The following is a 19,511-nucleotide window of genomic DNA, read 5'->3' as shown; positions in this document are numbered from 1 at the left end:
TGCTATATGAACGGCTTCAGCGGGCGCACAAGGCCCAACGCGAAGAGCAAAGCAGCGTCACAGACCGGGCGCAGTCCTTGCGGGCGTGATGGCATCGACCGGACAGATCCGGTGGACTTCAAAGGAGCGATGCCATGAACGCAAACGCGGAGCAGAAAAAGCCGGAAGGCGAACAGAACGAAGCGCACGAAGAAGCGCTGCGTCATCCCAAACCTGCGCAACACAACGACGACGAGCGCAGCAAAATGCCGGAGCGCCACGACGAGGGACGCAAGCAGTCGCCCGCCGACCGTCCGGGCAAGCAGTCCGGCGAAGGCGAAACGCCGGTGGGCTGACCGGTACCCATGACCGATTCCTTGCGGCACGCACATTGCGCTAGAGAAGTCACCGCGGCCAGACCACGACGGTTCGGCCGAACTCAACGCAGTGCCTTACGCAAGGAGACGGACATGCCTACCTTTACCCCCAACCCCATGCCCACCAGCAATGGCGCGCGCATCGTCGGCAAGGGCGCATCCACCGCCGCCGGTCCCGGCCCCGATGTCATGGCCGCCAGCACGCTCGACGGCGACAAGATCCTTAGTTCGGATGGCGAAGAAGTCGGCAAGATCAAGGACATCATGCTGGACGTGCAAAGCGGCCGTATCGCCTATGCGGTGATGTCGAGCGGCGGCTTTCTCGGTATCGGCGACAAGTTGCTGGCGATTCCCTGGAACGCGCTCACGCTCGACACGAGCCGCAAGTGCTTCCTGCTCAATGTATCGTCGGAACGCGTGCGCAGCGCCCCGGGTTTCGACAAGGATCAATGGCCGTCGATGGCCGACACCGGTTGGGGCAGCACGGTCCACGCGTATTACGGCAGAGAGCCGTATTGGGAAAGCGTCGATCCCGTGGTTCCGCCGCATGACGATCCGGGCCGCCATTAAGTCCCGATGAGCCCCGACGTGTTCGTGGTCTGTCGTGCCGCCCCCAAATAGGGCGGCACGATCGTGACTCGCGGTGTCTGGCGCTCGCCAGGCTATCATTCCAGACGCTCTCTGGCTCGTCCGCCCTTGCGATTCGGCACGCATAGAAATACCGTCGAGACTGCCCTATGCAGGCATTCGGCGAGCCGCCACTGACACACGCTCATCGACGGGACCACGATGACCCAGCCTTCCGCGGCGCCGCTTTCCATTCTTTTCGTCGACGACGACGAGCTGTCGCGCGTGCATTTCGAACGTGCCATCGATGGCACGTGGCCCGTCCACCTCGCGCGCAACGCAGACGAGGCGTTGTCGATCCTCGCGCGCCATCACGCTGAAATCGCCGTGCTGGTCACCGACTTCCGTATGCCCACCGACGATGGTGCGAGCCTGCTCGGTGAAGCGGCGCGGCGTTATCCGCATATTGTCGGCATTCTTGTCACCGCCTATGCGGACAAGGACATGCTGCTGCAAACCGTGAATTCCGGGAATGTGTTCCGTGTGCTGGAAAAGCCGCTGCGCGTGAGCGCGATTCGCGGCGTCGTGCGCGAAGCGCTGTCGCGACACGGCGAACGCGAGGCGCATCAGCAGCGCTTGCTCGCGATGAACGAGACACTGGCGTTTCTTGCCCACGAACTGAATACGCCGCTCGCCACCATTGCGCTGTTCGCGGGCAACGTCCAGAACAACGCCGCCGATTTGAGCGCGCCGTCCAGCCAGAGCGATATCGCGCAAGCAGCCACGTTGATGCTGAACAACGCCCAATATTGCATGGCGCTCATCTCCTCGTTCTGGGACACACTGAACAAGAGCGCGGCCACGTCGGCGCTCGCACCGGACGCCGGGCGCGACACGAGCGCCGCGAAACTGGTCGCCGCCGTGCTCGACAGCTGGCCGTTTTCGGGACCGCAACGCGATTGGGTCAGCGTGGATCTTCAGTCGGACTTCGTCGTGCGCTCGATGCCCAACTGCGTGGTGCTGGTGCTGTCCTCGCTGCTGGCCAATGCATTACGCGCGCTCGCGAAGACCGACGAACCGGTATTGCGCATTGAGATCGCCGGCGGCGCCGCGCCCCAGATCCGTGTGCACGACAACGGCACGGGCATCCCGCCCGAGATTCAGGCGCGCCTGCTGCGCGACCCCGTGACCACCCATGCACAGGACGGCGGGCATGGCATGGGGATGATTTTCTGCAACCGGGTCATGCGCTCTTTGCGAGGCAGTCTGAAGATCGAGTCCACATGGGGCCAGGGCACCACGGTGTCGATGTGTTTTGGCGAGCACGAAGTACGCGTCGCCAATCCTGCTGTGTCTGCTGTGCCTGCTGTCGATGCGGCCCAGCCCGAACCGCTTCAATCGTCCACGAACGTGCGCCGCGAGTCGCCGAATCCCGTCACCACGACAAAGTAGCTTTGCAGCGCATCCGCCGAGCGGATTCCCAGCTCGGTTAGCGCCTCCAGCCAGCCTGTCCCGGTGGGCAAGCCGCCACCCTGCAACTCGGGATAGAGGCGGCGCGCGAAGGCATGCAAGGCCTTCGCGCCGATATTCCCGCTCACGCCCAGCAGGATATGCATCGCATGATGCAGCGCCCGGCCATCCTGCGCCCGCGCGTGCACGCCAATTTCGTCGATCAGCGCGCGGATCTGCGCAATGCCCTTCAGGAAGCTCGGATCGAGCAAACCAAGCGAGGCCAGTTCGTCGAGTTGCATCGCGTCGAGCAGATCTTCGTCGGCGACTTTGGCGGCTGGCACAACCGGCGTGTCCGCCACATTCGACGCCTGAGGCTGCATCCGGGCCTGCGGCGCCGGATTGGCGCTCGTGCGCTCGCCGGGCCCGCGAACGTGCGCGAATTGACGCGACAGGCTTGCATAAAGCGCACCGACTCGCACCGGCTTGACCATCACTTCGTTCATGCCCGCGGCGAGACTGGCGCGCAGCGCATCGACGTCGGACTGCCCCGTCAAGGCGACAATGGGCAGCTTCGCATGGGGGCCGTCCATCGCGCGGATCAGACGCGCTGTCTCAAGGCCGCCCATGCCCGGCATGTTCAGGTCGACCACGACCGCATCCACTCGTCTGCCGTCCTTCAACAGATCGAGCACCTGTTGACCGTTTTCGGCTTCGAGGACTTCCGCGCCGCAGCGCTCCAGATAGCTCTTGGCGATCAGGCGGCTATAGGTGTCGTCGTCGGCGAGCACGATCAGGCGCCCCGCGAAACCGTCGAAACGCGCGCGTTTGCTATTGCGCGCGCCGCTCTCCATGATCGTCTGCAGCGACGTGAGGAATTCAATCGCGCTGCTGGACTTGCTGATCATCTCGTCCATGCCCGCGTTGCGCGCCAGCATGGCCGCGACACCGGGCGGCTCGACGGACCAGGCGACGATGGGCACGTTCGCGTTCGTCTCGTGGCCGCCCGCGCGGATCGCTTCCGTGGCCGTGTAACCATCGATGCCAGGCATATTGATATCCATGAGCACGAGGTCGATCGCCGGGCTTTCCTGCAACATGGCGATCGCGGCCTCGCCGCTGTCGGCTTCGCTCACGAGCGCATGCACGCCCGTGAACGCCAGTGCGGCTCGGGCGCGCTGGCTCGCGTCGTCATCGACGATCAGAACGCGTTTGCCCGCGAAGAACTCCGCCGCGCGGGCGAGCACCTGCCGACGCTGATCCGCGACCTTGCTTTCGGAGACCGGCGGAAACGACAGCGTGAACTGCGTGAATTTATCGACTTCCGACTGGCACGTAATGGCGCCGCCGAACGAGCGCATCGCGCGCTGGCAATACGCGAGTCCCAGCCCCGTGCCCGCCGCGTTGCCGTGGCTGCGAAACGGCGCGAAAAGATGCGCCATGGTCTCGGGCGCGATGCCCGGCCCCGTGTCGTGCACGGTGACGGCGTGCAGATCGACCGTGATCGTCAGCCTGGCCGACGGGCGCGCGCCCATGTGATGCAGCGCGTTGCGAATCAGGTTGAACAGCGTGAACAGATAAACCGTTTCATCCACGCCAAAAATAAAGTCTTCGATCACGACCAGCGAGACGCGGTTGCGCTCCTTCGCGTCGTTGAAACCGTACTCGTCGAGCGCCTTGCGCGTGGTAGCGGCGGCGCTCAGATAGCTCACCTTGTCGGCGCGCAGCGGCTTGGCACTGACTTCATCGAGCGTCATGGCGATGATGCGCAGCCCGCGGTCGATGGCGATCTGCCCATGCGCAAGATGTTGCGAAAGCGACGCCATATGGCCGGAAATCTGCGCCGGCGTGTCGCGCGCCGCGTCCATCCCGCCCAGCCCGTCGTCGATGCGATCGAGCACGTAGCGCAACTGGCTCAGCGGGTTGCGCATCTCGTGCGCGATCGTACCCGCGAGCGCGCGCAATGCCTCGCTTTTCGCCTGGGCCGTAATGCCCTTCATGTTGCTATGGCTGAACGTGGTGCCCGCGCAGATGCCAAAGGCAAACACCGGCAGATACACATATAGCAGCAGATGCGAATCGACCTGCAATGCAGAAGGATCGACCAGCGCAACACAAACGATTGCAAGCCCGATCCCAACGGCCAGATTGACCGACAACGCGATATACGACGGGAATATCGCAATCAGGAAAAAAACCATGCCCAGTTCGGCCATCGACCAGAGCATCGAATAATGACCGGAAAGCAGGTAATAGGTGAAAAAGAACGGCAGCGTGTAAGCCACCGTTCCAAAGTAATACCACGGCAGAAAGCGCTTGAGGGAAGCGGGCCAGAAGCGCCGCAACAGCAACAGCAGGCACGCAAGCGAGCCGATAAGGCGCATCAGGGCGCTCTCGTTCGGCTGCGAATCGATGAACGTCCACCAGACCCAGTAAAGCGGATGGCCGAAAGTCCCAATCACGCCGACTGCAAGCACGCTGTAGTCCGAGACGTGATAGGCATCGCGCACGCGCTGCCTGATCAATCGGGCCAATCGGACGCCCCCTGCGATGGCTTTCATCTCACTCTCTTTTTGCTTACGGCCTCAAAACCGGAAGCTGCTCACGTTGAACGACATGCCGGCGCTACCGACCCAGCACGCGGCCCGGTCGCCGCGCTTGAGCCTGCCGCTGTCCCTGGCCATCGCCAGCGCAGCGGGAATCGATGCGGATACAAGATTACCGGTCTCCGGGTAGATGTGAAACATCTTGTCCTCGACCCCGGCTTTCACACCATAGCCATGCCATGCGGCCTTCGATGACGCGTGCGTGAAAACCACGTCGATCTCCGACTTCGGCACCGAGAGCTTGCCGAATATTTCCGTAATCTCTTCCGAGTTCTTGTGCAGTTCGTGGCCGTACGATGTAAAGCGCATGTCGCCATTGCGGCCGACCCGTTCGGTCGGATGGCAATAGCCCTCGTAGCCGTGGATGGGAATGGTGCAAAAATCGGCGGCTGCGGGCTTGCCGCGAAACACGAACTCGAAATTGTCGGGCTCGTTCGGGACAACCAGCGTGGCGGTCGCCGCTTCCCCAATCGTGAAGGATGGTAGCGTGTATTCGATCTGCGCGTGGTTCTTCAACGCGAAATTCGCCGGATACAGCGGGCCGCCCGCGAGCATGTTGAATTCGGCGTTCACGATCAGCGCATTGCGATACTGGCCGGACTTGAAGAGGCTGTCGGCCAGCGACATCGCGCGGGTCCAGCTCATGCATGCGTCCACGACGTCGAAACATTCGGCGTTCACGAAGCCCAGCGCGCTTGCCATCATGTGGCTGTTGCCCGGTTCCAGAAAGCCGCGCCCGATGCCAACGAAAATAAGCAGCTCGATATGTTCGGGCCGGAGATAGCTTTCCGAAAGCGCCTTTCGCGTTGCCATGGCCACATGGTCGATAGGCGACTCATGGCTGCCGCACCAGCGGCGGGTGACGAGGCCGCTGCGGTCCAGCAAGGTTTTTATGGTCCGCAGACTGCGATCGATCTCGCCATCGAATCCCACCGAATGCGAGCGGATCATTTCAATGACCTCTTCGTTCGTGACAAGCTTCGAAGGCAGACTAACGGCGATGTTCTTGATAAGCATGTATATCCCGTGAAAAGCGTGATTGATGAGTAAAACCACAAGCGCTTTTCGCCAAGTCCTGCGGCCCCCTGGCCAGGCAAAAAGCGCCCCCATCGTGTATCACGATTTTCTTTTCCTTCGCCCAGGTAAAACTTTCCATGGCGAAGCAGGGAATCGACATGCATCCCGCGCCCAGGGCCCCACCTCGCGGCGCGCCGGACAGGCAATCACCTTCTATTGCCGGGCGCAAGTTCGAGCATGGCGCACGGTCCGCCAATGTCGCGCACCAGAAAAAAACCTGCCGTCCCTTTCGGACACGGCAGGCGAAGAGCGAGACGGCGGGGGAGGCCATCTCGGGACCACGCGCGAGCGCGCGGGCGGCGCGCGCATCGGCTGAATGCGGAATAAACAGCGTTGCTTGTGCGTTTGCCGATAAGGAGACGAAAGGAAAATGCGCCGAAAAACATCACGTGACGCGACACAAAAGAGCGTCGGCGCGGGGAGCGTGTGAGGCAACGTAGGGAAGCATAGCGGCTGGTTTTCTCCGCACGACGCGCCTGGCCGAAAACGCGGCGATCTTGACGGATAAGGGCACGATGACCCACATTTTTACGCTGCGGAATTCGCGTCTGGACGCCATGCGCGCCGGCCATGGACGTCACAGCGGGTGCGCACGGAGCGAGAAAACGGGTTTGTTGCGCAGCAACGTCCGCAAGCGCACGAAGCCATCGCGCGCGCGGACGGATGATGGGCGCAGCGATCCGAAGCGCCCGCGTTTCACCGCCACGACGCGCCATTGTGACAAAGGGGCTCAATGCAGAGGCGCAGCCAGGCACCGGATTTGCGGTGCAACATGGTAAGAACTTCACCGGGGCGGTAGAGCCACCGGTACGAATGCCTGAACTGAGCGGTCAATCCGCGCCTGCTCGAGGATTCGCCTCGAATGACACGGCCCTAGACTGGTTCTGCATTCAAACCAATGATGGGGATGGCAATGCGCGTAACGAACTGGATTCTGGTGCTCGAATGTGCCTACATGGAGTTTTCGAGCTGGCGCGGCAAGAACGTGTACCGGCGTACCGTGGCGTACGACCGTGTCGTCTGGTGTTGATCGGGAGAACGAAACCGTGGCGACCCGGACGAGATCGCCTGCTCAAGGCTTCCGCGCTGCGCAGCCGACGGCGCAAGGGCACGCCCTGTCAATCCGCGACGTCGATGCTCGACTTCTACCTCAATCGCGCCGGCCACAACCTGCCGAAGGCGCGCCTGAAAACGCTGGAGAAGGCCAAAGCCAGCCGGCGCGCGGCCTTCGGGCGCAAACCCTGAGTGCACGACGTTTTCTTGCGCTCAAGCCAGCGCGCCCTGCCCGCTCGCCTCGCGGGTCCGCTCGCGTTCGCTGACGAGCGCCTCGTATTCATCGTCGCTCATCACCGCGCCAAGCTGGCCCTCCCACTTCGTCACAACCGCAGCGGCCACGCTGTTGCCGAGCACATTGGTCGCCGTGCGCCCCATGTCCAAAAACGTATCCACGCCCATGATCAGCAGCAGGCCCGCTTCGGGAATGTTGAACTGGCCGAGCGTCGCCGCGATCACCACGAGCGAAGCCTTCGGCACCGCCGCCATGCCTTTGCTCGTGAGCATCAGGATCGCCAGCATGGTCGCCTGCTGCATGAAGGACAGGTGAATGCCGTAGGCCTGCGCGATGAACAACGTAGCAAACGTGCAGTAGATCATCGAGCCATCGAGGTTGAACGAATAACCCAGCGGCAGCACGAAGCTCGAAATACGGCGCGGCACACCGCTGCGTTCGAGTTGTTCAAGCAGCTTCGGATAGGCCGATTCGCTGCTCGCCGTGCTGAACGCCAGCAGCATCGGCAAACGCACGGCGCGCACGAGGCCAAACACGCGTGAACCCAGCACCAGCCCGCCCGCGCCGACGATTGCGCACCACAACAGCACCAGCGCGCCGATAAACACGCCCATGAAGGTGCCGTAGCTCAGCAGCACGCCCAGCCCCTGAACGGCGACCACGTGCGAGAGCGCCGCGAAGACGGCCACCGGCGCGAACGCCATCACGTAGCCCGTGACCTTGAACATCACCGCCGAAATCTGTTCGAGCAGCGTAACGATGCCCTTGGCGGGCTCGCCGATCGCAATGATGCCGAGGCTGAAGAACGCTGCGAACACAACGATCTGCAGGATCTCGTTTTCGGCCATCGCCTGCACGACGCTCTTAGGCACAAGATGCGTGATGAACTCTTTGAGCGAGATCGAACCAGCCTGAATGCCGGTGGCCGCGTGTGCATCGGGTAAGGGCAGATGCAGGCTCGCGCCCGGCTGGAGCCAGTTCGCCACCAGCGCGCCGAGCAGCAGCGACACGAAGGTCGCGCCCAGGAACCACGCGATCGTGCGCACGCCGATGCGCCCCACCGCCTTTGCGTCGCCCATCTTGCCCACGCCCACCACGAGCGTCGTGAACACGAGCGGCGCGACGATCATCTTGATGAGCCGCAGGAACAGATCGGTGACCAGACCGAAGGCGTCAGCCACGGAAGTCAGCGTCTGCGCATCGCCGATCGCGCGATGGCAGGCGTAGCCCGTGGCGATGCCCAGCACCATGCCAATGACGATCCAGGTCGTCAGCTTCAAACGTTTCATAGCGTCTTTTCTCCTGGGCGGACTCATGCGGCCCTACATTCCGATAGCAAACCAATTGTTGCGATAATCTACTTCTTCGCATCAAGTGTTGCAATCCTGTCAAAAACCCTGGTGGGGTGAGGACTGCCCGCGCCGCACAAGCGCCAGGGAGTTTTGAGCAAGGAATGAAGCGGCTGGAGAGAAAACGCGTATTCGCGCAACCGATCAGGCTTTAACGACCGTCAACCCGGCTTCTTCGAGCGGCCGAGTCAGTTTCGCGGATGCACCGGCATCGACGATCAGCGTCTGCGCGAGATCCACGCCGCCGATGCAGAACGGCGAAGCCGTATTGAGCTTCGACGCGCACGCGAGCACCACGGTTTCCGCCGCGCGCGCCGCGAGTGCGCGCTTTACATAGGCTTCCTCATAATCGCCCGTGCTCAAGCCCGCCTTCGCGTGCACGCCGGTCACGCCCATGAAGTACAGATCAGCGTGAATGTGCGACATCGCCTCAACGGCGGCAGCGCCGACACTCACGACCGAGTGCTTGTAAAGACGCCCGCCGATCAACACGACTTCGACCCGAGGATGCGCAGCCAGCGCCACAGCAATGCTCGCGCTGTGCGTCACGATCGTGGCCGCCAGATCGGGCGGCAGGCTTTGCACCAGTAACGCGCTGGTCGTCCCGCCATCGACGATCACGACCTGCCCCGGCTCGATCATGGCCGCCGCCTTGCGCGCGACGCGCTGCTTGGCGGCCACATCCATGTCCTCACGCGCGGCGAGCGGCGCGACGGCGGCCGACGCGGGCAACGCGCCGCCATGCACGCGCTGCAGGTGACCTTGCGCCGCCAGTTCGCGCAGATCGCGCCGGACCGTGTCCTCGGACACACCGAAGGCCGCGCTCAAATCGGCGGCCAGCACCTGACCGTCGCGTTCGAGGGCGTCGAGAATCGCTCTTTTTCGTTGGCTGGTGAGCATGGTCTAATCGATTACACGAATTTTCTTGAAACTGCACGAGTCTGCACGCTATCATGAGCCGGTCGCGATGTCGACCACGCGTGTCGACAAAACGCTTCGTCACCCTCACCGTTCCACTCTGGAGCCGCCCGTGATTGCCACCCAGGACCGCGTCCGCATTGTCGATACCACCGTTCTTTCGGACAACTGGTACATCCTGCGCAAAGTCACCTTCGATTACCTCCGCCGCGACGGCAGTTGGCAGCGGCAGAGCCGCGAAACCTACGATCGCGGCAACGGCGCGACCATCCTTTTGCACAATCCGGCCACTGGCAACGTCGTGCTCACGCGCCAGTTCCGCATGCCCGCCTTCGTTAATGGCCACGACGGCATGCTGATCGAAGCGGCAGCCGGTCTGCTCGACCACGCCTCGCCCGAAAAGCGCATCCGCGCTGAAGTCGAGGAAGAGACCGGCTACCGCGTGCGCAATCTGCGCAAGGTGTTCGAGGCATTCATGAGTCCCGGCTCGGTGACAGAAAAGCTCTACTTTTATCTGGGCGAGTACGACGCCTCCACGCGCATCGGCCATGGCGGCGGCATCGCGGAGGAAGGTGAGGACCTCGAAGTGATCGAAATGCCCCTGAGCGAAGCACTGGCGGCGATCGAACGCGGCGAGATCGTCGATGGCAAGACCATCATGTTGTTGCAGCACGCGGCGTTGCAGGCGATGGCCGCAGGCGTCGCGCGTTGAGCGCGTGACGCTACAATCGACGCCACCTCGACGCCACCTTTTGCTGATGGAATTCGCATGTATATCGTTTCGCTGACCTATACCGCCTCGCTCGAACATATCGACGACGCCTTGCCCGCGCATCGCGACTTTCTCGATGCGCAGTTCGCCTGCGGCCATTTCGTCGCGGCGGGGCCGATGGTCCCGCGCAATGGCGGCGTCATCGTCGCGTCGAACATGGAGCGCGCGCGCCTCGATGCGATCCTCGCGAGCGACCCGTTCGCACGCCAGGGACTCGCCGCCTACACCATCACGGAATTCAAGGCCACGCGTCTCGCGCCAGATCTCAATCTGCCGCGTCCCGAGGCACGGTAAGCCCAGCAGGAAAGGCGCTCCGGCGCGTAACGTAACGCGCGTGCGTCGAGCATGGCGCACGTTACGTAACCCACGCCGGCTTACGTCGGCTTGCAGGTCCGTTGCGTGCGCATCGGATATGGCATGGCTCCTGCTTCGTCGCTGCGTATAACGACAAGGCGGGACGCGCCGTTACGCCCGGCGGCGCGCGGCTTCGCCATGCCACGCGCACAGGACTTCGATGAACACGCCCAGCGTCTATGAATCGGCCTTTCTCGCCGCGCCGTTTGGCGCCTTCCTGTGCCGTCCCGACGGCGTCTTCGCGCGCGTCAATGCGGCCTATGAACAGTTGACGGGCTACTGCGAGCAGGACCTGATCGGCCAGCGCACATTCCTCGCGCTGCACGATCCCGCCGAACTGGTACGGCGCGTCGGGCCGCTGCCGCCCACCAGCGCCTGCGCTCTCGCGCAGTTTCGCGGCGAGTGGGCCTATGTGCGGCGCAACGGCACGCGCGTGCCGGTCTCGCTCGCCATGGCGCCGCTCACGGGCATGCTGGAGGCGCACTACGCGGGGCACTATGTCGGCATTGCCGTCGACACCACGCGCCACGCGCACGCCGAGGCGCGGCTCTGGTACGTCTCCCATCACGACAGCGCGACGCGTCTGCCCAATCGCGAGTTGTTCCTCGAACGGCTCGACCTCTCGCTCGCGCGCAGCCGCCGCAGCGGCGAGCCGCTCACCGTGCTCGTGATCGAACTCGACGATCTGCAGAAAACGCGCGAAGCGCTCGGCCCCGAAGGCGCGGATCTCGCGCTCGAATATGCCGGCGCGCGGCTGCGCCGGCTGGCGCATGCGCAATGCGGCGACGTGCCGATGGGTTTCATCGGCGGCGACCAGTTCGTGCTGGCGTTGCCGGGCCGCGGCGACGACGCCACGGAAGTGGCCGAGGCGCTAATCGAAACCTTCGCCCAAGGCGACGAACGCGCGCTGGCGCAGACTCCGGCACCGCGCGACGCGAGCGCGCATGGAAATCGCGGCGCGAAGGTCGGTCTGAACATCGGCACCGCGCGCTATCCCGACGATGGCGACGACGCCGCCATACTCGTGCGCCGCGCGGGCGTGGCCGTATCCGAGGCGCGCCGCGCCGGACGCGGCCAGGTGTGCCGTTTCGTGCGCGCGCAGGAGCAACGCGCCACCCGGCATCTGATGCTGGAAAACGCGCTGCGTCATGCGATCGACGCGCGCGAGCTGTTTCTGGTTTATCAGCCGCGCGTGTCTTTGCAGACCGGCGCGATCAACCAGTCCGAAGCCCTGCTGCGCTGGCGTCATCCCGTGCATGGGCTGGTGAGTCCCGGCGAATTCATCCCGATTGCGGAAGAAGCCGCGCTGATCGATACCATCGGCGCATGGGTCATGGCGACCGCGTGCCGGGAGACCGGGCAATTGCAGCGCCTCGCGCGCACGCTGCCGAAGGTGGCCGTGAACGTCTCGCCGCAGCAGTTCGTCAACCCGCAGTTCGCCGCGCAGGTCGAGGTGGCTCTGGAGCGCGCCGCGCTCGCGCCCGATCAGCTTGAAATCGAAATCACCGAAAGCATGCTGTTCGCCGATGCGGGCCGCACCGTGCATACGCTGCACGCGCTACGCGCGCTCGGTATCGAGGTGGCGGTGGACGATTTCGGCACGGGTTATTCGAATCTGGCGTGGCTCGCGAGCCTGCCGCTGAGCCGACTCAAGATCGACCGTTCCTTCGTGGCGAAGATGGCGACGGACCCGCGCAGCGAAGCGCTGGTGGGCGCGATCATTTCGATGGCGCATGCGCTGGAACTGAAGGTGACGGCCGAGGGCATCGAGACTGCCGCGCAGGCCCAGCGCCTGCGCGAACTGGGCTGCGACGAGGCACGAGGGTTCTGGTTTTCGAGGCCGGTTTCGCTGCAGACCTTACGCACGCTGATCGCGCCGGTGCCGTGTCTGCTGACAGACCGGACCTGCGAGGCCTGAGCGCACGCCGTGCCGGATCAAGGTCCGGCGACACACAATTGCGCCCCGTCACTGCGACTGCATCATCCCTGACCAGACGATTTCCAGTTCCACGGCAATCGAGCGCGCGAGGCCGTCCAGCCCCGGAAACAGCGACGCATTGGTGATGTTCATCCGGTACAGCCATTTCATCGCGTCCATGCGGATACTCGCGGGCAGCACGATCTGGTGCAGTAGTTCCTCGTTGGTATCGTAGCCGTCCAGGATCGCCTGCAAGGGCTTGTCGATCACGCCCGGCACGACGAAGGTGCCCGATTGCGCCACCAGCCGGTCGTCCATTTCGGACGGCTCGCCCGACCAGAGAATTTCGTTCGTATTGCAGAAGAAGTAATGTTCGAATTGACCGGGCGCGCGCGGGTCGATCACGTCGCGCGTAAGCGTGGGATCAGCTTTGGGGCGCGCGCGATTGTTCCATAGCGCGGGTGTGTTGAGCGCATAGACCGCGGCGTCGCCCGTCGCGCGTTCGAGCGCGAAAAACGCCGCCACAAAGGGACTTTTGGTGAAATCGAGCAGACGCGTGGGTGCGCCGTGGTGCTGCATCAGCGCGAGGCAGCGCAGGTCGTCGGCGAGAATGTCGGGATGGGCAAGAAAGTTGTGCGCCTTGCGGCGGAACACGCGGATCGCCCGCTCCTCGCGCGCGCGCCATTGGCTGTGATCGTCGACGTAGTCGCGCATGTAGCGCGAGAGCGAGCTTTCCAGCCGCCATTGGGCATTCTGCTGCCCTCGAAACGCCCAGCCATCGAGCTGAGTCGTCAGGTCCATGAACTGGTTCCAGTCGGTGAGTCTGGTGGTCTGCATGCGTGTGTCTCCTGGCGGCGGCACAGGCGTCGATCAGGCATCGCTGCGCCATGCGCACCGCACTTGCGTCAGACAAACTATCACACCGACCGTTACATCGTGAAGTCTGCGCTTCGACCGGCACGCGGCTCACCCAGGGGCCGACCGGGTCAGAACGGTCGGCGATGTCAGAGCGGCCAGATCGTCGTGCCTGGCGAGCCGCCAGGCAGCAGCAAAACGGCCGTCGAGACAGCACCGATTCCCCTACTACCCGAGCCAGCTACCTGCATCGAAGGCGACCGCTTCTGGAAATTCATCGTTAAGCCCGACGCGCGCGAGCGCCATCAAAACCTCCGTACCATCGCCCGTTCCATGACGGCGGCGAGTATGGCAATCCGTTGCGCACGCAACTGTCACGACACGAGCGACGGATAATCATCTGACGAATAGTTCGTGCCCGCAGCAACAAAACCCTGCCAATCACGCCGCCACACCTTCAGTTCTGCGCGTCGCGCGCCGTAAACAGGGCTGGAAGGGCGGCGCTGTACCGCCTTGCGCCATCAAACGTGGCTTGCCGCGCGCGGCAGCCAGGCTCGAAGGAAACGAAGAACGTGAAGCGACTGTCGTTGAATCAAAAGGCGTGGAGCATCGTCGCGCTGCTGTGGATCGCCCTCGTGGTGCTGGTCGTGGCCAATGCGGTCATGACGCGCACAAGCATGCTTGAGGATCGCAAAAGCGCCCTCGCGCAGGAAACGCAAACCGCGCTCGGCGTGATCGGGTTTTATCAGAAGGAGGCCTCGCAAGGTCACCTCGCGACCGACGACGCGAAGCGTCAAGCCATTGCCACGCTGCGCGGCCTGCGCTACGGCGCGGACCAGAGCGGCTATTTCGGTATTTACGACAGTTCCGCCACCGCACTGCTGGTGCCGCCCAAGCCCGAACTCGAAGGCAAGAGCCAGGCGGACATGGTCGACTCGAACGGCACGCATATCGCGCTGGAGATCGTGAAAAGCTCGTCGCCCGGCGGCAATCACGTCAGCACCTATGTGTGGCCGAAGCCGGGTCATAACAGCCCGGTCGGGAAGATCAGCTACGCCGATGTCGTGCCCGACTGGGACTGGCATATCTTCACCGGCGTCTACGTGGACGATATCGACGATGCCTTCTACAGCGCGTTGATCCGCAATCTGGCGCTGGTCGCGCTGGTTGGCGTGGCGCTCACGCTCGGGATGTTCTGGCTGATCCGCAGCATCCGCACGAGCCTGGGCGGCGAGCCCGACTATGCCGCCGATATCTGCGAGCGCATCGCTTCCGGCGACCTCACGGCGCAGGTGCGCGTCGCGCCCGGCGACGACCGCAGCCTGTTGCACGCCATGAGCCGGATGCAGCTCCAGCTTGTCGACACGGTCCAGAGCATCCAGACTTCGGCGGAATCGATCACGACGGGCGCGCATCAGATTGCGGCGGGCAATCGCGATCTGTCCTCGCGCACGGAAGAACAAGCCGCCTCGCTAGAAGAAACGGCCGCCAGCATGGAGCAGTTCACGGCCGCCGTGAAGCACAACACCGACAACGCGCGCCAGGGCAATACGCTCGCCGTCAATGCGTCCGATGTGGCCGCGCGCGGCGGCGAAGTGGTGCGCCGTGTGGTGACGACCATGCATGGGATCGCCCAGACTTCGGAGCGCGTGGAGCAGATCATCGGGGTGATCGACGGGATCGCTTTTCAGACCAATATTCTCGCGCTCAATGCCGCTGTCGAAGCGGCGCGCGCGGGCGAGCAGGGTCGCGGCTTCGCGGTGGTGGCGGGCGAAGTGCGCACGCTCGCGCAGCGCAGCGCGAGCGCCGCCAAGGAGATCAAGGATCTGATCGGGCAGTCGGTGGAGCAGGTGGCGCAAGGCTCGAAGCTCGTCGACGAAGCGGGCGCGACCATCGATGAAGTCGTGCAATCCGCGCGGCGCGTGGCCGATCTGATGGGCGAGATCGCGGCGGCGTCCGAGGAGCAGCACACCGGCATCGAACAGGTCAATCGTGCCGTCGCGCAAATGGATGAAGTGACGCAGCAGAATGCGGCGCTGGTGGAAGAGGCGTCGGCGGCGGCGCAGTCGATGGCCACCCAGTCGGGCAGCCTGCGCGATGCGGCGTCGGTATTCCGGATCGGCTCGCAGCCGGCCGCGCTCGCGCCCGTGCAAGCTGCGGCGCGCCCCACTCAAGCGGTGAGGACGACAAAAGCAGCGAGGCCGGCGGCTCTCAGGCCGGAGAAGCGCGCTACGCCGGCACGCAAGCTCGCATCCCAGCCCGCTCTCACGCCTGCGCCGAAGGCACCTGTGCAGGCGCCTTCGCCAGCACTCGCGGCAGCTGGCAGCGATCAGGACTGGGAAACGTTCTAATGTTCCAATGAAAAAAGGGCACGCCAAGTGCCCTTTTTCTTGTCTTCGCGGAAACTCGCAGCAACGTCACGCAGTTCGTTGCGAGCGCAACCACTGCGCGTAGGTCACGCAATCCGGCTCCAGCTGGACGCCTTCGATGCGTGTCCAGCTCGTGTAGATATCCTGCGAGCCCGGCACCTCCTGCGGCACGGCGAACTCCACGCGCTCCATGCCCGGCCGGTACGCCTCGTTGGGCCAGAACACCGGCATGATGCGGCGCCCTTCCATTTCATCGCGCAAGGCAGCGGGACCGCCCTCGTCGGTCACCACGTCGCATTGCGCATCCCAGTCGTGCGCATCCCACGCGAGGAACACGCCCGCGTGACCGAGCGCGTCGAAGGTCAGCACCGCATTCTGTTCGGGTCGCCAATAATATTCGACGATGCGCTCGCGCTGCGCCAGCGTCTGCAGCACCTCGTTGACGCGCCGGTCCGCATAGACCGCGCCCACCCCATGCACGCCGATATGGCCATGCTGCGCGCAGAACTTCTGCTGCGCGTTGGCCAGCGCCTGCGCCAGCTTGCGCGTCATCGCCGGGTCCGACTTCTTGACATAGAAGTGGATCAGCCCCGCGTTGAACGCGTCCACTGCGTGGGATTCGTCGGCGGTGCCGGTGAGCAGGATGCGCGTGCAGTTGGCATCCTTCACGGAGGCCAGGAACTCCAGCCCGTCCTGGCCGGGCATGTCGTAGTCCACCACGATGGCCGCCACGTCCTCGAAGCGCGCGGCGTTGGCCAGCGCGTCTTGGCCGAGCGCATTGCCGCCCTTCTTTTCGAACTCCGACCACGCCGCGCCCGACATGGGGCTATGGCGCGGGCCTCGCTCGCTCGCGGCTTCGACAAACGCGCGCGCCTCGTCCTGCGAAGTGAAGAAGTGATGCGTGGGCGCACGCGGGAAAAGGCCGCGCAGTGCGTGGAGAAAATCCGCACTGTCGTCGAGAAAGACCACGGATACGGGGTAGAAAACCGGCTGCCTGACGATCGAACTCATGTATATGCCTCGGTGCTGGCGACTGCCTGCAAAACGATTGACCCGAATGGCCCGAATGACCTGATTGGCGGGTTCCAGCAAGGGTTCACACAAACCGCATCGCAACGCCATCGCTGCGAGATTATGCGGCCTCGTGCCAGGCTCGGCAACCGTTGCGCCATGGCTGTTGTATGCGGCGACAGCTCCGGCGTACGGCGCGCAAACGGGTGAAATCCGGACGGGTTTCGGCCGAAATCTGTGCGGGATCCGCGCGGATTTTATGCTCCGCACATACGAAACCGTTTGCGGACACGCGGCGGGCTGCTGTGTGAGAAAGCACGGTATTGGCGGCCCGGTAACGCGCCCAGAATTAGGGGCATGTCTTCACCCACGAAGACATGCGCGGCCCCGCAGGCGGCCATTTTCATCTGGAGTTCATTCAATGAACGCACGTGAATCCATCCCCGCAGTGCTCTCCCGTGGCGCCAACGGCTTTTCCGACGAAATCATGGCAGCCACGCCCGCCAAAACCTTCCACCATGTCATCGACATTTACCTCAAGGACTCGAATGCCTTCATGAACACCTACTTCGCCCGCTATTTCGAGTGGCAGGGCATTTGCCGCGAGCGCTGGTTCCACGAATGCATCCACAACAATCTGCTCGCGGCGGGCGGCGTCTTCGTCACGAAGCGCGCGCACCAGGAGTATGTGCAAGAGACGTTTCCGTTCCAGCGCGTCGATTGCTACATGAACACCTTCCAGGTGCGGCAGTGCTCCGCTTATCTCGTGTTCCGTTTTTGCGTGGACGGGCGGCCCGTTTCGCTCGGCTACCAGCAGATTCTCTTTGCCGGAACCGATAAGCGGATTCGCCGTTTCCCGCCGGGAATCATCGAGCGCGTCAAGGAATACGAAATCGTGCTGCCCACTTCCGCCGCGGTCTAAAGCGACCAGGCGTGGACGTCGATCGAAACGCGAACCTTGGGGACGAACCCCGGCGCCTGTTCAACGCCGACGGTGCGTAACTGCGGCTCGTGATTCGGGTTGCCAATAGCGATTAACCGAGGGCCGAAGCCCGGGTGGGCGCGCTGCGGTTTCCCGATTCCGCCGCACCGGTCAACCGCACCGCCCGCCCGGCTCGTCGCGCCCAACACCATACCGCTTCAACCCGCGTAATCCTGCCCCGCCGTCCACCGGCGGGGCTTGCCCGGCCCATCATGCAACGCGCGATCCGCCGCGGAACCCGGTTCCGGCAAATAAAGCGTGAAAGTCGTGGCCACGTCCGGGACCGACTCGCAGTCAATCGCGCCACCGAGCGCATCGGCCACGCGGCGGCAGAACGCCAGCCCCATGCCCGAGCCCTTGCCGTGCGATTTGGTCGAATAGAACGGCTCGAAGATACGCGGCAGCACCTCGGCGGAGATGCCCGGCCCCGTGTCGGTGAAACGCAGCACGCAATAGCCGCCCTCGCTCGCCGTATCGATTTCCACCCGCCCCCCGCCGCCCGCGTGGATCGCATACAGCGCGTTCTTGAGCAGGTTGAAGAGCACGAAGACCACCAGCGAATCCGAACCCGAAAAACACCGTTGCGGGTCGATCGGCTGCACGCGCACGAGTTCGCGTTCGCCGGCGCGAAACGGAAAGCGCTCCAGCGCCGCGTTCACGCAGGAGCGGATCGGATAAGCCTCGAAGCTGCGCCGGTCGAGCCGGTCGAGCGTAAACGACGCGAGCGACATCTCGACCACGGTACTGGTGCTGTCGACCTGACGGCGGATCGACGTGGCCAGCGACGACAGGCGCTCCGACTGGCCCGGATACAGACCGTCCACGCAAAGCTGATGCTGGACCGCAAGCTGATAGCCGCGCATGAGTTCGGGCAGCACATTGCCGATTTCCTCGGCGTGCATGCCGATGGCGGCGAGCGGCGTGGCGACTTCGTGCGCGACGGTCGCCGCGATCAGATACGGGCGCATCAGGCCATAACGCACGATGGTGACGGCGAGAATCCCCAGACTCACGGCGATGAACACGGCGCCCACGGGATAGAACGCGACGCCATAGTTCACCGCGTAGTCGCTCGCGGCCACGCCGTAAATCGCGAGACTCAGCAGGCACAGATCGAGCAGCCGGCGGCGGTCGTGCGCCTGGGTCTGGCCGCGCGCGACGAACAGCAGCCAGCCGCTGCGCAGGGCGAGCAGCACGGTCTGCGCGACGTGCACGGGATGCAGCAGGCCCGCATGCGGATATTTGCCGAAGAAGAACGTGCCGTAACCGGCCACCACCTCGTCGCTCACGATCAGCAACATGGCGAGCACCACGCTCAAACCATAGGAGGCCAGCAGAAAGGGCCGTTCGCCGCGCCGCGCGGAGACTTCGATATTGAAGTGGTAGTAGGTCGTGGGCAGGAACAGGATGAACAGATAGCCGAACTTGACGAGGATATCGGCCAGTTCGGTGTCGGCGGTCTGGAACAGGAACGCCCAGGTGCCCTGCCAGACGAAGGTGGTCGCGCACATCAATGCAAACGGCACCGAAAGGCGCGACACGCCTTCCGTCAGGAGCACGTACACGCCAAATCCCAGAAATAAGGCGGATACGAACGCGGGCAAGATCGAATACATAGTTTGTCGCGTGGATTCTTGTTT

Annotated in this window: 15 protein-coding genes and 1 pseudogene; 9 read left to right on the top strand and 7 right to left on the bottom strand. The window is 63.8% G+C overall.

Annotated elements, in window-relative coordinates; genetic code table 11:
* Window positions 1-134: 134 nt before the first annotated feature.
* From B0G62_RS17835 to B0G62_RS17825, 3 genes are all read left to right on the top strand, one after another.
* Window positions 135-335: a hypothetical protein gene (locus tag B0G62_RS17835; RefSeq protein WP_103705542.1), complete on the top strand. Its 201-nt coding sequence runs from the start codon at window positions 135-137 to the stop codon at window positions 333-335.
* A 114-nt stretch (window positions 336-449) separates the two neighbouring features.
* Window positions 450-926 (top strand): PRC-barrel domain-containing protein, encoded by a 477-nt coding sequence (locus B0G62_RS17830; RefSeq protein ID WP_244193296.1) that lies wholly within the window; start codon window positions 450-452, stop codon window positions 924-926.
* 219 nt (window positions 927-1,145) lie between these two features.
* The gene (locus tag B0G62_RS17825) at window positions 1,146-2,375 is read left to right on the top strand and encodes a hybrid sensor histidine kinase/response regulator (protein ID WP_144270414.1); all 1,230 of its coding nucleotides are present in this window, start codon (window positions 1,146-1,148) and stop codon (window positions 2,373-2,375) included.
* On the opposite strand, the gene B0G62_RS17820 is transcribed toward B0G62_RS17825, so the two are convergent.
* Both B0G62_RS17820 and B0G62_RS17815 read right to left on the bottom strand, forming a co-directional pair.
* Window positions 2,318-4,906 carry an ATP-binding response regulator gene (locus B0G62_RS17820; RefSeq protein ID WP_244193295.1) on the bottom strand — a complete coding sequence of 863 codons (2,589 nt, stop codon included), beginning with the start codon at window positions 4,904-4,906 and terminating at the stop codon, window positions 2,318-2,320. The two genes, B0G62_RS17825 and B0G62_RS17820, sit on opposite strands and share 58 nt — an antisense overlap.
* A 51-nt stretch (window positions 4,907-4,957) precedes the next feature.
* Window positions 4,958-6,088, bottom strand: coding sequence for a 3-oxoacyl-[acyl-carrier-protein] synthase III C-terminal domain-containing protein (locus B0G62_RS17815; RefSeq protein ID WP_244193294.1), 1,131 nt, complete (start codon window positions 6,086-6,088; stop codon window positions 4,958-4,960).
* Window positions 6,089-7,126: 1,038 nt separating this feature from the next.
* On the opposite strand from B0G62_RS17815, the pseudogene B0G62_RS32260 reads away from it, so the two are divergent.
* A pseudogene (locus tag B0G62_RS32260) lies at window positions 7,127-7,300 on the top strand (DUF3175 domain-containing protein); the annotation flags it as partial.
* Window positions 7,301-7,321: 21 nt separating this feature from the next.
* Here B0G62_RS32260 and B0G62_RS17805 read toward each other — a convergent pair.
* Both B0G62_RS17805 and B0G62_RS17800 read right to left on the bottom strand, forming a co-directional pair.
* Complete coding sequence (locus tag B0G62_RS17805; protein WP_103705537.1) at window positions 7,322-8,632, bottom strand: dicarboxylate/amino acid:cation symporter; 1,311 nt, start codon at window positions 8,630-8,632, stop codon at window positions 7,322-7,324.
* 204 nt (window positions 8,633-8,836) lie between these two features.
* Complete coding sequence (locus B0G62_RS17800; protein WP_103705536.1) at window positions 8,837-9,592, bottom strand: DeoR/GlpR family DNA-binding transcription regulator; 756 nt, start codon at window positions 9,590-9,592, stop codon at window positions 8,837-8,839.
* 130 nt (window positions 9,593-9,722) lie between these two features.
* On the opposite strand from B0G62_RS17800, the gene B0G62_RS17795 reads away from it, so the two are divergent.
* The 3 genes from B0G62_RS17795 (at window position 9,723) to B0G62_RS17785 (ending at window position 12,654) form a co-directional block, all read left to right on the top strand.
* Window positions 9,723-10,322, top strand: a complete 600-nt coding sequence (locus B0G62_RS17795) for an NUDIX hydrolase (protein WP_103705636.1) — start codon at window positions 9,723-9,725, stop codon at window positions 10,320-10,322.
* A 57-nt stretch (window positions 10,323-10,379) separates the two neighbouring features.
* Window positions 10,380-10,676: a YciI family protein gene (locus B0G62_RS17790; RefSeq protein ID WP_103705535.1), complete on the top strand. Its 297-nt coding sequence runs from the start codon at window positions 10,380-10,382 to the stop codon at window positions 10,674-10,676.
* A 220-nt stretch (window positions 10,677-10,896) separates the two neighbouring features.
* Entirely contained in the window at window positions 10,897-12,654 is a 1,758-nt protein-coding gene (locus tag B0G62_RS17785) for a putative bifunctional diguanylate cyclase/phosphodiesterase (protein ID WP_103705534.1), read from the top strand.
* A 48-nt stretch (window positions 12,655-12,702) separates the two neighbouring features.
* Here B0G62_RS17785 and B0G62_RS17780 read toward each other — a convergent pair whose 3' ends face one another.
* The gene (locus B0G62_RS17780) at window positions 12,703-13,491 is read right to left on the bottom strand and encodes an FRG domain-containing protein (protein ID WP_103705533.1); all 789 of its coding nucleotides are present in this window, start codon (window positions 13,489-13,491) and stop codon (window positions 12,703-12,705) included.
* A 590-nt stretch (window positions 13,492-14,081) separates the two neighbouring features.
* On the opposite strand from B0G62_RS17780, the gene B0G62_RS17775 reads away from it, so the two are divergent.
* Window positions 14,082-15,860 carry a methyl-accepting chemotaxis protein gene (locus B0G62_RS17775; protein WP_244193293.1) on the top strand — a complete coding sequence of 593 codons (1,779 nt, stop codon included), beginning with the start codon at window positions 14,082-14,084 and terminating at the stop codon, window positions 15,858-15,860.
* Window positions 15,861-15,926: 66 nt separating this feature from the next.
* Here B0G62_RS17775 and B0G62_RS17770 read toward each other — a convergent pair whose 3' ends face one another.
* Window positions 15,927-16,889 carry a response regulator gene (locus tag B0G62_RS17770; RefSeq protein ID WP_103705532.1) on the bottom strand — a complete coding sequence of 321 codons (963 nt, stop codon included), beginning with the start codon at window positions 16,887-16,889 and terminating at the stop codon, window positions 15,927-15,929.
* A gap of 421 nt (window positions 16,890-17,310) precedes the next feature.
* Here B0G62_RS17770 and B0G62_RS17765 point away from each other — a divergent pair, with 421 nt between their 5' ends.
* Window positions 17,311-17,811, top strand: coding sequence for an acyl-CoA thioesterase (locus B0G62_RS17765; RefSeq protein WP_103705531.1), 501 nt, complete (start codon window positions 17,311-17,313; stop codon window positions 17,809-17,811).
* Between the two features lie 218 nt (window positions 17,812-18,029).
* On the opposite strand, the gene B0G62_RS17755 is transcribed toward B0G62_RS17765, so the two are convergent.
* Window positions 18,030-19,487, bottom strand: a complete 1,458-nt coding sequence (locus B0G62_RS17755; RefSeq protein ID WP_103705529.1) for a sensor histidine kinase — start codon at window positions 19,485-19,487, stop codon at window positions 18,030-18,032.
* Window positions 19,488-19,511 lie beyond the last annotated feature (24 nt).

The organism is Paraburkholderia eburnea (genome assembly GCF_002917095.1).
In the GTDB taxonomy this organism is placed as follows: Bacteria; Pseudomonadota; Gammaproteobacteria; order Burkholderiales; family Burkholderiaceae; genus Paraburkholderia; species Paraburkholderia eburnea.
Note: the sequence above shows the minus strand (reverse complement) of the source record. Positions and strands in the feature narration are given on the sequence as shown.

Excerpts from the sequence above, each read along its gene's own strand:
- B0G62_RS17835 (WP_103705542.1), top strand. The coding sequence starts at position 135 with ATGAACGCAAACGCGGAGCAGAAAAAGCCGGAAGGCGAACAGAACGAA.
- B0G62_RS17830 (WP_244193296.1), top strand. The coding sequence starts at position 450 with ATGCCTACCTTTACCCCCAACCCCATGCCCACCAGCAATGGCGCGCGC.
- B0G62_RS17825 (WP_144270414.1), top strand. The coding sequence starts at position 1,146 with ATGACCCAGCCTTCCGCGGCGCCGCTTTCCATTCTTTTCGTCGACGAC.
- B0G62_RS17815 (WP_244193294.1), bottom strand. The coding sequence starts at position 6,088 with ATGGGGGCGCTTTTTGCCTGGCCAGGGGGCCGCAGGACTTGGCGAAAA.
- B0G62_RS17805 (WP_103705537.1), bottom strand. The coding sequence starts at position 8,632 with ATGAAACGTTTGAAGCTGACGACCTGGATCGTCATTGGCATGGTGCTG.
- B0G62_RS17800 (WP_103705536.1), bottom strand. The coding sequence starts at position 9,592 with ATGCTCACCAGCCAACGAAAAAGAGCGATTCTCGACGCCCTCGAACGC.
- B0G62_RS17790 (WP_103705535.1), top strand. The coding sequence starts at position 10,380 with ATGTATATCGTTTCGCTGACCTATACCGCCTCGCTCGAACATATCGAC.
- B0G62_RS17785 (WP_103705534.1), top strand. The coding sequence starts at position 10,897 with ATGAACACGCCCAGCGTCTATGAATCGGCCTTTCTCGCCGCGCCGTTT.
- B0G62_RS17780 (WP_103705533.1), bottom strand. The coding sequence starts at position 13,491 with ATGCAGACCACCAGACTCACCGACTGGAACCAGTTCATGGACCTGACG.
- B0G62_RS17770 (WP_103705532.1), bottom strand. The coding sequence starts at position 16,889 with ATGAGTTCGATCGTCAGGCAGCCGGTTTTCTACCCCGTATCCGTGGTC.
- B0G62_RS17765 (WP_103705531.1), top strand. The coding sequence starts at position 17,311 with ATGAACGCACGTGAATCCATCCCCGCAGTGCTCTCCCGTGGCGCCAAC.
- B0G62_RS17755 (WP_103705529.1), bottom strand. The coding sequence starts at position 19,487 with ATGTATTCGATCTTGCCCGCGTTCGTATCCGCCTTATTTCTGGGATTT.